Source organism: Paracoccus caeni (assembly GCF_016629665.1).
GTDB classification, from domain to species: Bacteria; Pseudomonadota; Alphaproteobacteria; order Rhodobacterales; family Rhodobacteraceae; genus Paracoccus; species Paracoccus caeni.
In genome coordinates this window covers 343,797-354,891 of the sequence record NZ_JAEPRQ010000002.1, presented here as the reverse complement: position 1 = coordinate 354,891, position 11,095 = coordinate 343,797, and the positions used below count along the sequence as shown (strand labels likewise).

Annotated in this window: 11 protein-coding genes; 9 read left to right on the top strand and 2 right to left on the bottom strand. The window is 63.3% G+C overall.

The window, feature by feature from the left end; all coding sequences use genetic code 11:
* Window positions 1-213: 213 nt before the first annotated feature.
* The 5 genes from JJJ17_RS08525 to JJJ17_RS08505 all read left to right on the top strand — a co-directional run bounded on the left by JJJ17_RS08525 (window position 214) and on the right by JJJ17_RS08505 (window position 6,244).
* A complete protein-coding gene (locus JJJ17_RS08525; protein ID WP_200685411.1) occupies window positions 214-2,514 on the top strand; it encodes a TonB-dependent receptor in 2,301 nt (766 codons plus the stop codon).
* Between the two features lie 74 nt (window positions 2,515-2,588).
* Window positions 2,589-3,512, top strand: coding sequence for an iron-siderophore ABC transporter substrate-binding protein (locus JJJ17_RS08520; RefSeq protein ID WP_200685409.1), 924 nt, complete (start codon window positions 2,589-2,591; stop codon window positions 3,510-3,512).
* Complete coding sequence (locus tag JJJ17_RS08515; RefSeq protein WP_200685407.1) at window positions 3,509-4,498, top strand: FecCD family ABC transporter permease; 990 nt, start codon at window positions 3,509-3,511, stop codon at window positions 4,496-4,498. The genes JJJ17_RS08520 and JJJ17_RS08515 overlap by 4 nt, the downstream gene beginning before the upstream one ends.
* Complete coding sequence (locus tag JJJ17_RS08510; protein WP_200685405.1) at window positions 4,495-5,472, top strand: FecCD family ABC transporter permease; 978 nt, start codon at window positions 4,495-4,497, stop codon at window positions 5,470-5,472. The genes JJJ17_RS08515 and JJJ17_RS08510 overlap by 4 nt, the downstream gene beginning before the upstream one ends.
* On the top strand, window positions 5,465-6,244 hold the full coding sequence (locus JJJ17_RS08505) for an ABC transporter ATP-binding protein (RefSeq protein ID WP_200685403.1): 780 nt from the start codon (window positions 5,465-5,467) through the stop codon (window positions 6,242-6,244). Before JJJ17_RS08510 ends, JJJ17_RS08505 begins: the two co-directional genes overlap by 8 nt.
* A gap of 10 nt (window positions 6,245-6,254) precedes the next feature.
* Here JJJ17_RS08505 and JJJ17_RS08500 read toward each other — a convergent pair whose 3' ends face one another.
* Window positions 6,255-7,283 (bottom strand): siderophore-interacting protein, encoded by a 1,029-nt coding sequence (locus JJJ17_RS08500; RefSeq protein ID WP_200685401.1) that lies wholly within the window; start codon window positions 7,281-7,283, stop codon window positions 6,255-6,257.
* Window positions 7,284-7,374: 91 nt separating this feature from the next.
* Window positions 7,375-8,109: a DUF2306 domain-containing protein gene (locus tag JJJ17_RS08495; protein ID WP_200685399.1), complete on the bottom strand. Its 735-nt coding sequence runs from the start codon at window positions 8,107-8,109 to the stop codon at window positions 7,375-7,377.
* Window positions 8,110-8,405: 296 nt separating this feature from the next.
* On the opposite strand from JJJ17_RS08495, the gene JJJ17_RS20375 reads away from it, so the two are divergent.
* From JJJ17_RS20375 to queE, 4 genes are all read left to right on the top strand, one after another.
* Window positions 8,406-9,164, top strand: coding sequence for a VPLPA-CTERM sorting domain-containing protein (locus JJJ17_RS20375; protein WP_234463985.1), 759 nt, complete (start codon window positions 8,406-8,408; stop codon window positions 9,162-9,164).
* Window positions 9,165-9,332: 168 nt separating this feature from the next.
* Window positions 9,333-10,034, top strand: a complete 702-nt coding sequence (queC, locus tag JJJ17_RS08485; RefSeq protein ID WP_200685397.1) for a 7-cyano-7-deazaguanine synthase QueC — start codon at window positions 9,333-9,335, stop codon at window positions 10,032-10,034.
* Entirely contained in the window at window positions 10,034-10,387 is a 354-nt protein-coding gene (queD, locus tag JJJ17_RS08480; protein WP_200685395.1) for a 6-carboxytetrahydropterin synthase QueD, read from the top strand. The genes queC and queD overlap by 1 nt, the downstream gene beginning before the upstream one ends.
* Window positions 10,384-11,088, top strand: a complete 705-nt coding sequence (gene queE / locus JJJ17_RS08475; protein WP_200685393.1) for a 7-carboxy-7-deazaguanine synthase QueE — start codon at window positions 10,384-10,386, stop codon at window positions 11,086-11,088. The genes queD and queE overlap by 4 nt, the downstream gene beginning before the upstream one ends.
* Window positions 11,089-11,095: the final 7 nt, after the last annotated feature.

The window sequence follows — 11,095 nt, the reverse complement described above, 5'->3', positions numbered from 1 at the left end:
GTTCTGTTTAGCTGGCAAAATGTGTCCCGGATTGCCCTGAAAACCGGGTGAACGGTGAGGTTCGGCAACAATCAAAGAAAAATTGTCGGATTTACCGAAAACAGGCTTTCAGTTCTGCGCAGGATTCGTAAGAAGCGGCAGGAGGCAGCCAGATTCCCGCCAATGCGGTGCAGCCAGACCTCGCCATAAATCCTTTTCGGGAAGGCGGGACAGATGAAAACAATTCTAGCGAAACGTCGCGCGGTGATCGCGGCTTTGATGACCGGATCGGCGATTTGCAGCGGGTTGGTCCTGCCGCAGATCGCTCAGGCCCAGCAGGTAATCGATATAGAACCCGGCAACGCCCAACTTGGCATGGTTGCACCGGCGGAAGATACTGTCGTTCTGCAGACGATCACGCTTTACGGTGACCGGACCACGACGAACATCGACGACAGCACAGCGAGTGTTGCGGTGGTCGATCAAAAGGCCCTCGAAAGCCCGACGATCCTGACTTATGACGACGCCTATCGGCAGATGGCCAATGTCAGCAAGGGCGACTGGACCGAAAGCGGTTTCATTATTCGCGGCGTCAATTCGGAAGGCCTGACACCGGGTCTTGGGGCGCCGCTGGCCACTTTCTATATCGATGGCGTGCAGCAGACTGTCGAGGGCACGCGCCGCGGTCAGCGCGGCGCCTTCGATCTGGAACAGCTCGAGGTCTATCGTGGCCCGCAATCGACGTTGACCGGGCGCGCGGCGCTGGCCGGTGCAGTCTATCTGCGCACAAAGGATCCCGAGTTCAGCCCGTCCGGTGCGGCGCAGGTCACCTATGGTTCCGACAACCATAAACAGATTGGTCTGGCCTATGGCGATGCGCTGGGCGATCGGTTGGCCTATCGCGTCAGCGGTGAATATTCCCGCAAAGACAGCGATCTCAACTATCCGTCCTATAAGGGTTACGACCGCTACGACGACTATGTGAAGGACGATTACTGGTCGCTCCGTGCCAAGCTGCTGTGGCTTCCGGGCGAGGATGACAATACCCGCGTCCTGTTCAGCTATGCGCGCAGCTTCGACGCCCCGACGCAGAACGACATATATGGACCGAACTGGTCCTCGTCCTCCTCGGGATACGATGCGCGCCGTGGTGATGGTTGGGGCGACATCTTGCCGGATTTCTATTTGGCGGGCTTCCCCTATGTGCCCCTTGTAAATCCGGGTGCGCCGGGTCTGCACGATTTCGCGGCGTTTCAGGATGTGCGCGAAACGCGGGTGGACAATTTCGGGGTCGAGGTCGAGCATGAGATCAATGCGAACCTGACCCTTACTGCGCAGACCGGATGGACCCATTCAGTGACGTCGCGGAACTCGATCAACCACGGCACGCCGGGTGAATTCTACACCGTGGACGGCGAATTCGATCAGCGGCTGTTGTCGCAGGAATTCCGGCTGAACTACGAATTCGACAACTTGCGTTGGGTTGGAGGTCTCTACTTCAGCAAGGAAGAGCATCGCAGTTACCGTAACGCGATGCTGCCAAACCTTGACCTGTCCAGCCCGACGGGGCTGGTCATCGAGGATCTCCGAACCAAAAACACCGCCGATATTCGCAATACCGCTCTTTTCGCCGAGGTCGAATACGAATTCGCCCCAAGCTGGAGCATTATCGGTGGCGGTCGCCTTGACCGCTTCAGCCAGGATCAGCATGCGACCGTGGACATCACGACGCCGTTTCGTCCCGATGTCCCGTCCAGCTCCACCAGTTCGTCGAATGAATACAGCGATACTGTTTTCATCCCGAAACTGGGCATCAGCTACGATCTGTCCGAGGATCAGAGCCTGTCGTTGATCTATCAGGAAGGCTATCGTCCCGGCGGTGCCAGTATTCGGGCAAAAAACGGTTCGCCCTACAGCTATGACGCGGAATGGACCAAAAACCTTGAATTGTCCTGGCGCGGAAGGTTCATGGATGATCGCCTCAGCGTTGCGGCGAATGTGTTCTATCAGAAATGGGACGGTCAACAGGTTGAGGTCTGGGAAACGCCCGGTGATTCAACGACCAGCTATATTGCCAATGCTGGCGAGTCCAAATCCTACGGGGCAGAGCTTGATCTGGCCTATGAGGTCACGGACCGGCTGGACGTAACCGCCTCGGTCGGGTTGCTGCATACCGAATTTACCGACTTCGTGCTGGGCAATAACGACTATACCGGCCTTGCCTTCGGCAACGCTCCCAAACGGAACCTCAGCCTTGGTGTTGCCTGGGGCGACGATCTGGGATGGTTCGCCAACGGCAATCTGCGCGTCCAAAGCAGCATGTTGTCGCGGCTGGAAAGCAACAACCCGCTGGAACTGGGCGGCTTCGGCACCGTCGATGCTGCTGTCGGCTATGGTTGGGAGAATGCGAAGCTGACCGCCTATGCGACCAACCTGTTCGATCGGGAATACTTTACCTATGAATACGGCCCCGGCGCGATGGCCACGCTTGGCGACCGGCGCGAGATCGGGCTGCGGCTGGACTACAGCTTCTAAGTCCGCTTGACATCACCACACGCTCCGGCTTCCTGCCGGGGCGTGATTTTCTTTTCTGACTATCGGAGCCCGTGATGCGCCTTTTCGCCGGACTGGTCCTTGGCCCCATCCTGACCGTCGCCGCCTTCCCCGCATTTGCCGAAAGCTGCGACGGGCGCGTGTTTGATGATCCGATGCTGGTCGCCGCGCCGCTTTGTCTGCCCGACAATCCGCAGCGGATCGTGGTCACCGATCCCACCTATTCGCTGGGCATGGCGCTGGAGCTTGGCCTGCCGGTCGTTGCGGCACCGCTGACCGGCATGTCCGATCTTGACCTGAAGGCGCGGGCCGAGGCGGCGGGCGTTGCCGATATCGGCTCGCTCATGGAGCCCAGCATCGAAGCTGTCGTGGCCGCGCAGCCCGATCTGATCCTTGGAAGCAACATGGCCGAAAGCCTTTACCCGATGCTGAGCCAGATCGCCCCGACGGCGCTGATCAGCCAGCCCGAATGGCGCGGTTATCAACGGATCATCGCCCAGATCGGCGGGCGCGAGGCGGAATATGAGGAACAGATCGCCGCGTTGGATGCACGGATCGAAGAGATGAAGCCGCGTATTCCCGACACGACGGTCTCAATCATCCGCATCACCCCATGGGATTTTCAGGTCTATCTGGACGGCCCCAATGCCTATGCCCCCTTCGCGCTGCTACGCGATCTTGGGGTGAAGCGCAGCGAGTATGAACGCTTCACCGGCGGGGAAGAGATGAAGCGCCCAGACTGGGAGGATCTGGCGGGACTGGATGGCGATACGCTGCTTTATATCGTTGGCGGTATGAACGACTCGGCGGAAAGCGGGCGTCTTGACGAGGTTGTCGGCAATCCGCTGTGGCAGATGCTGCCTGCGGCGCAGGCCGATCGCGTTTACCCGCTGGACCCCGGCATCTGGATGGAGTTCAGCGGCATCGCCTCGGCCCATCGCATCCTTGACGATGTAGAGCGGCTTGTGATCGGCGAATGACAAGGCTGCCGGCGCTTCTGGCCCTGACGCTGGGCGTCGGGCTGCTGGCGCTCTGGGCGCTGACCGTTGGCTCGGCCGATCTGCCGGTGTCGCGGGTGATCGAGGCGCTGTGGCAGGGCGGCGAGGCGCGCGAGGATCTGCTGGTGCTGACCGTCAGGCTGCCACGGGTGTTGGCGGCGATTGCGGTCGGTGCGGCGCTGGCGGCGGCGGGGACGATGCTGCAGGCGGTGACGCGCAACCCGCTGGCCGATCCGGGCATCCTTGGGGTCAATGCGGGCGCGGCCTTTGCCGTCGTGCTGCTGCTGGCGCTGGATTTGGCGGGCGGGCGTGGCAGCTATGTCTGGGCGGCCTTCATCGGCGCGGGCGCTGCGGTCGTCCTGGTCCACACGCTTGGCATGGCCGGGCAACGGGGCGGCACGCCGCTGAGGATCACGCTGGCCGGGGTGATCGTCGGCAGTTTCCTGATGTCGGTGACTTCGGCGCTGTTGATCTTCGATGCGGGCACGCTGGATGCGGTGCGGATCTGGACGGTTGGTTCGCTGGCCGGGATACGGATGCAGGATGTGGTTGCGGTCATGCCCTGGATCGGGCTGGCGCTGGTTGCGGCAATGCTAAGCCGTGGCGCGGTAGAGGTCTTGGCGATGGGCGAGGATATTGCCAGCGGGCTGGGCCTGAACCTGACGCTGTGGTGGCGGCTGACGGTGGTGATGGTCGCACTTCTGGCCGGGGGGGCGGTGGCGCTGGCCGGGCCGGTGGGCTTCGTCGGGCTGATCGTGCCGCATGCGATCCGGCTGGTCTGGGGCGCGGGCTATGGCGCGCGACTGCCCTTTGCGATGGTGACGGGGGCGGCGGTGCTACTGATCGCCGACACACTGCCGCGCGCCGTCTGGGACCGGGATGTGCCGGTGGGCGTCGCCTTGGCCGTTCTTGGCGCGCCGGTCTTCATCTGGCTGGCGCAGGGCAAGCGGGCGGGGCGGCTGGCATGAGGGTCACGCTGATCGCCGCACTGGCCATGCCGCTTCTGCTTCTGGCCGCGCTTGGGTTCGGCGACCGGCCGATCCCGCTTGGCCATATCCTGTCGGCGCTGACGGGTTTTGGCGAGGCGCCGCCCGACGCGGTCTTCATCCTCAATCAATTGCGCCTGCCGAGGGCGCTTTTGGCGATGACCATCGGTGCCGCGCTGGCCTTGGCCGGGGCGATCTGTCAGGCGGCGATGCGCAACCCGCTGGCCGAGCCGGGGCTGATCGGCATCAATGGCGGCGCGGCTTTGGCGGCGCTGGTGCTGATCATCGGCATGCCGGGGGTTTCGCTGGCATGGCTGCCCTGGGCGGCATTCGGCGGGGCGATGGTGATGGTCGCGCTGATTCAGGGGCTGGCGATCCGTGTCGGCATGCGGTCGCAACGGATCATCCTGATCGGTATCGGCTGCGGCGCGCTGACCGGAGGTATTGCGGGCTTCCTGTCCTCGATGGGCGATATCATTCTGGTCCAACGCTCGATGATATGGATGGCGGGCAGCTTGCAGGACAGCCGGTGGGAAAAGCTGTGGATTCTGCTGATGTGGATGACGCCTGCGATGATCCTGCTGATGCTGCTGGCGCCGGTTCTGGATTTGCTGGGGTTCGAGGACCCGGTGGTGCGGGGCTTGGGCGTTTCGGCGCCGTGGTCGCGGGCGGGGATGCTGGCGCTTTGCGCGCTGATCGCGGCGGCGGCGGTGGCTGCGACCGGGCCTATCGGCTTCGTCGGTCTGATCGCGCCCCATATCGCCCGGCATCTGGTCGGCGCGGGCCATCGCCGCCTGCTGCCTTTGTCGGCGCTGATGGGCGCGGGTCTGCTGCTTCTGGCCGATACGGTCGGGCGCAGCATCATCGCGCCCGCGCAGATCCCTGCGGGCATTCTGACGGCGCTTCTGGGCGCACCTTTCTTTGGCTGGCTGATGTGGAGGCACCGCAATGACTGACGGTCTCGTCACCCGCGATCTGACCCTTGGCTATGGCGCGAAGCCGATCGTCACCGGCATGGATCTGACGATCCCGCCGGGGCGGTTCACCGTGCTGGCAGGCCCGAATGGCAGCGGCAAATCCACGCTGCTGCGTGCGCTTGCCGGGACCATGCGTCCACGCGGCGGGCAGGTGCTGCTTGACGGAGCCTCGGTCCCGGCGATGGCCGCGCGCGATCTGGCCCGCCGTGTCGGCATCCTGCCGCAATCGCCGCAAGCGCCCGAGGGGATGATCGTTGCCGATCTGGTCCGCATGGGCCGCTTTCCGCATCGCGGCCTGCTGTCGCGCTGGTCGGACAAGGACGAGGCTGCCGTGACCGAGGCATTCCGGCTGACCCGAACCGCCGATCTGCGTGACCAGCCGCTTGACCAGTTGTCGGGCGGGCAGCGGCAGCGGGCATGGATCGCGATGGTCCTTGCCCAGCGAAGCCGGATCGTGTTGCTGGACGAGCCGACGACCTTTCTGGATCTCGCCCATCAGATTGAGGTGCTGCATCTGATCGAGGATCTGGTCCATGCGGGCCGGACGGTGGTGGCGGTGCTGCACGATCTCAATCAGGCGGCGCGGCATGCGGATCATCTGATCCTGCTGGATGCGGGCCGGATTGCCGCCGAGGGTGCGCCTGCCGATGTGCTGACCCCGCAGAACGTGGCGCAGGTCTTCGGAGTGAATGTCAGCATTCTGCAAGACCCCGAAACGGGGCGCGCAATGTGTATCCCGAAGGCGCGCTAGGCTCGCGGCGTCAGCGGCGCGCCTGTTTCTGCGACAGCGGCGGGGTCCAGCCTTCCGTCCAATAGGCGGCGCAGTGATATTCGCCCGCCGTCATGCCCAGCGATTTCGCATGTTCACGCGCCACTGCCGCGTCCTGCCGCTCGCCTGCGAAGAACATGAAGCGGTCGGTTTCGGGCGGGGTGGGCAGCGCGCGGAAGAGATCCAGCAGCGACCGCCCCTCGCTGCGCAAGACCCATTCCAGCCGCAGGCCGGGTGGCGCTGTCACCGGCTGAATATCGGCGCTCTCGGCGATCAGGATCGAGGCATGGCCCTGCGTTTCGGGATCAGCCGCCTCAATGGCGCGCAGGATCACCGGCAGGGCAGTTTCGTCCCCGGCAAGGCCCAGCCAGCGCGCGGGACGAATGCCCTTGCCGCCAGGCCCGGTCAGGGCAACGGGATCGCCGGGGCGCAGATCCTCGGTCCATTCGGTGACGCGGCCACCTGCATGCAGGAAGATGTCAAAGTCCATCCAGTCGGCCTCTGCCGACATGGCGCGGATCGTATAGGGCGGGCGGTGCCATGCGTCGATACCGCCCGGCCAGACCAGATCGCCATCCGCGCCCGGTTCGGGCAGGAGCGCGCCATCCGGGGCGATCAGCAGGCGGAAATGCAACCCGCCATCGCGGAATGCGCTGAAATCCCCTGCCAGACGAACCCGGCAGAATGACGGCGAGATACGGGTGCAGGACAGCGCCCGAGCCATGGTCAGGCGCGATTTGCGCGGCTTGGCGCCCTTCCAGTCGATGTCGGTGATGCCGTGGGCGGTCACGAACGCCTCGATCAGCCCGCGGATTTTCAGCAGATCCTCATCGGTATCGGCGATCAGTTCAAGCGACAGGTTATCGCCACGCGCCCCGGCCCGGACCCGGCTGGCCGCGCCCTGAACCTCGATCTGGTCGCCGTCGCGCCGGACCTCTGCGCCCATCGCGGCGGCGCGCTGGCCCAAAGCCTCGATCGCGGGCAGGGGCGACAGGACAAGCGTGGTCGAGATGGTGGGCATGGCGGCGATCCTCTCAGGCAGGCGGGGTGGATTTGGCTGATTCCTGAGGGCAGGGATGGGCTGCCTTCGTGGCTAGTGGATGCTGCCGGATTTATCCAGTCCCCGCAGGGGCAGGGCGCATCGCCGGTTGCGGGCGTTTGCGCATCCGTCGCCGGTCTTCCCACAGAAACCACAGCTCCAGCAACGCGGCATAAGAGAGATAGAACGCCCATGCCTGAAAGCGGTCGAAGGGCCCGGTCATATCCGGTGTGGTCCACAGCCCGCCGGTCAGCCGGTCCCAGATGACATAGTGCATTCGGTAGAGCCACGAGGCGATGACCAGCACGGTAAAGCGCCATCCCCAACGACGATGCACCATCCATTTCCGCGCCCGGCCAAGGCGGTAAGTCTGCACCGCCGCCAGAAGCATCAGCAGGCCATAGACGGTTGAGGACAGGTCCATGAACGCACCGCCCGTAGTGCCGTGGCGCGTGGCATAAAGGATGCCGCCGAAACCGGTGAAGATGCCAAGCCCGACCATGATCCGCCCGGACCAGCGATGAAAGCGCGGCCAGTTGCGGCGGATCGGGTTGATGACCTGTAGCGGCGCGATCACCGTCAGCAGCGCGCCGGTGATCATGTGCAGGAACATGATCGCCGTCGTCAGCGGCATCGAGGCGGCGTAAAACGGGCTGCGGCCCTGCAGATCGTTGGTCAGTCCGCCAAGGCCCAGCCAGACCGAATGCGCGATAAATCCGCCCATTGCCGCGAAAAGAAGCGTCAGCGCGGCGGGCCAGAAACCCATCCCGAAGCCCGGCATCCGCAGCCCGCCTAAATCGCGTTTCATGACGCTCTCCACCTAAAATCTGACAATTTTAATAAGTATTAAACAATTAGCTGTCAAAGCCGTTATTCGATCATTCGTGGCGATGGAGCTGCGTGTCGTTAATTCAATTATAAGATGTGTTTGACGGGCGCATTCATCCAAAAATTGTTTTTATCCTCAATGGGATAGTTTCCCTATCAATCTCAGGATTCACCGAATTGTGATTGACCCTGCCGGGCGATTTGGTTAATTTCTCGGCGGCACCCATCCGGCACCAACTCCCCAAAAAATTGATGTGAAATTCACGAGGAGGACGTATGTCCAAGATGTTCCTCGCGGCAGCATTTGCATTTGCTGTCGCGTCCTTTGCGCATGAGTCAGAGGCGAAAACCATCGTCGTCGGCGGTGATGTGCAGGTCGAAGTCACCTATCCGCTGTTGTCGCTGTCGCTGTGGGGCACTGCCGCACCGGGTTCGCCCGCGGCAGAGCTGACCGAGGCCGGCAATCCCGTGCTGACCTTCCCGATTCAGGCCAGCCGGGGCAGCGAATTCACCGGCGGCAGCCAGGTGGTGGATGGCGGCTATGACCTGCGCATGAATGGCGGGCTGTATCTGTTCCCGCTGAACGCCGAAGGCACCGAACTTGAACTGTTCGATGACGAAGGCAACCGTCTGTGCTGCCGCAACGCGCTGACCAATCTGGCGCTGGACACCACCACCGGCAAATTGACCGGCCGGATCAATGGTGTTCGCAACCGCGAGAACGATCACCTGTTCACGTTGGGCGAAACCACCGATGAGGGGACCGAGCTTCTGGTTTCGGACTATCTCGCCGGGATGCTGACCTATGCCTACAGCGCCAACAATGCCCAGTATTTCCCGCTGTTCGACCAATGGCCGAACAAGGATGCTGGGATCCCGAACCTTGCCGGTCAGTCGATCGGCTGGGTCAACTATGACGTTGTGACCGACGTTCTGCCGGCGCCGGTTCCGGTGCCTGCCGCGCTTCCGCTGCTGATCGGCGGCATCGGCGCGCTTGGTTATGTCGGCAAGCGCCGCCGCCGCAAGGCCGCCTGATCTACGGATCACCTGAGAACCGGACAAGCCGCGCGACATCTCGCGCGGCTTGTCTATATCCGGACGCCTGCAAGCCGACACTTCCGCCGGTTGCGCCCGCCGATCCGATCCCCTAAGAGACCCGCCACCGGTCGCAGCCTACCCGGTCATCAAAACAAGGGTCTCATCATGAATACGACTGTCGTCTGCTCTGGCGGACTTGATTCCGTTTCGCTTGCCCATCTCATCTCGGCAGAGGGTCGGCTTGGCCGGATTTTGTCCTTCGATTACGGCCAAAGGCACCGGAAAGAGACGGGCTTTGCCCGCGCCGCCGCCGTTCGTCTGGGCGTGCCGTTCCATCTTGTCGATCTGCGCCCGATCGGTGCGGCGCTGACAGGCTCGGCGCTGACCGATGATATCGACGTGCCCGACGGGCATTACGCGGAAGAAACCATGCGGATTACCGTGGTGCCGAACCGCAATGCGATCATGCTGAGCGTCGCTTTCGGCATCGCGGCGGCCAAGGGCGACAGCGCGGTGGCGGCGGCGGTCCATGGCGGCGACCACTTCATCTATCCAGACTGCCGCCCGGCCTTCACCGATGCTTTCGCCACGATGCAGGCAGCGGCGCTGGACGGTTATGCCGAGGTCGCGCTGCTGGTGCCCTTCGTCAATCGCAGCAAGGTCGACATCGTCACTGAAGGCGCAAGGGTCGGCACACCCTTTGCCGAGACATGGTCCTGCTACAAGGGCGGCGATCTGCATTGCGGTCGCTGCGGCACCTGCGTCGAACGTCGCGAGGCGTTCGATCTGGCGGGGGTCGCCGACCCGACCGTTTACGTTGATCCTGAATATTGGCGCGAGGCCGTGGCCGCGCGGGAGCGTGGCTGATGTATCGCATCTCGAAGGAATTCCATTTCTCGGCCTCGCACCAATTGGGCCATTTGCCGCAGGATCACCAATGCGCGCGCCTGCATGGCCACAATTACATCGTCGTGGTCGAACTGGCCGCGCCTGCACTGAACGCGGACGGCTTCGTGCGCGACTATCACGAGCTTGCGGCGCTGAAGCATTACATCGACACATGCTTCGATCACCGGCATCTGAATGATGTACTTGATGGTCCCTCGACCGCCGAAAACCTTGCCCGGCATTTCTTCGACTGGTGCCGCGAACGCTGGTCCGAGGTCGCAGCCGTCAGGGTGTCCGAGACGCCGAAGACATGGGCCGAGTATCGGCCATGACGGTTCGTATCGCCGAAATCTTCGGGCCGACCATTCAGGGAGAGGGCGCGCTGATCGGTCAGCCGACCGTCTTCATCCGCGCGGGTGGGTGCGATTACCGCTGTTCGTGGTGCGACAGCCTGCATGCGGTCGATAGCCGCTTTCGGCATGAATGGCTGCCGATGCAGCCGGATCAGGTCATGGCGAAGGTGGCGGAACTGTCGGGCGGGCAGCCGCTGATGGTGTCGATCTCGGGCGGCAATCCGGCGATACAGGATTTTGGGCCGGTGATCGCGCTTGGCCGCGCCAAAGGCTATTCCTTCGCCTGCGAGACGCAGGGCTCGGTCGCGCGGGACTGGTTCGCGGATCTGGCGCTGCTGGTCCTGTCGCCGAAACCGCCGTCAAGCGGACAGGTGACCGATTGGGATGCCTTCGATGCCTGCATCGCGGCGGCGGGCGCGGCGCGGGTGGTGATGAAGATCGTGATCTTCGATCAACGCGATCTGGATTGGGCGCGGGATGCACAAAGCCGCTATCCGGGTCTGCCGCTTTACCTGCAGCCCGGCAATCCAGAGGTCGATCCGACGCTGCCAGTCAGCCCGCAGGCGTTGGCCGACCGGATGCTGTGGTTGGTAAATGAAACCGTGGGCAAAGGCTGGCTGACCCCGCATATCCTGCCGCAGCTTCACGTCCTGATCTGGGGCAATCGACGCGGCGTCTGAGACGGGC

What these genes read in the sequence shown, in the direction of transcription:
- queC (WP_200685397.1), top strand. Translation starts at nt 9,333, where the DNA reads ATGAATACGACTGTCGTCTGCTCTGGCGGACTTGATTCCGTTTCGCTT.
- JJJ17_RS20375 (WP_234463985.1), top strand. Translation starts at nt 8,406, where the DNA reads ATGTCCAAGATGTTCCTCGCGGCAGCATTTGCATTTGCTGTCGCGTCC.
- JJJ17_RS08500 (WP_200685401.1), bottom strand. Translation starts at nt 7,283, where the DNA reads ATGCCCACCATCTCGACCACGCTTGTCCTGTCGCCCCTGCCCGCGATC.
- JJJ17_RS08505 (WP_200685403.1), top strand. Translation starts at nt 5,465, where the DNA reads ATGACTGACGGTCTCGTCACCCGCGATCTGACCCTTGGCTATGGCGCG.
- JJJ17_RS08515 (WP_200685407.1), top strand. Translation starts at nt 3,509, where the DNA reads ATGACAAGGCTGCCGGCGCTTCTGGCCCTGACGCTGGGCGTCGGGCTG.
- queD (WP_200685395.1), top strand. Translation starts at nt 10,034, where the DNA reads ATGTATCGCATCTCGAAGGAATTCCATTTCTCGGCCTCGCACCAATTG.
- JJJ17_RS08525 (WP_200685411.1), top strand. Translation starts at nt 214, where the DNA reads ATGAAAACAATTCTAGCGAAACGTCGCGCGGTGATCGCGGCTTTGATG.
- JJJ17_RS08510 (WP_200685405.1), top strand. Translation starts at nt 4,495, where the DNA reads ATGAGGGTCACGCTGATCGCCGCACTGGCCATGCCGCTTCTGCTTCTG.
- queE (WP_200685393.1), top strand. Translation starts at nt 10,384, where the DNA reads ATGACGGTTCGTATCGCCGAAATCTTCGGGCCGACCATTCAGGGAGAG.
- JJJ17_RS08495 (WP_200685399.1), bottom strand. Translation starts at nt 8,109, where the DNA reads ATGAAACGCGATTTAGGCGGGCTGCGGATGCCGGGCTTCGGGATGGGT.
- JJJ17_RS08520 (WP_200685409.1), top strand. Translation starts at nt 2,589, where the DNA reads ATGCGCCTTTTCGCCGGACTGGTCCTTGGCCCCATCCTGACCGTCGCC.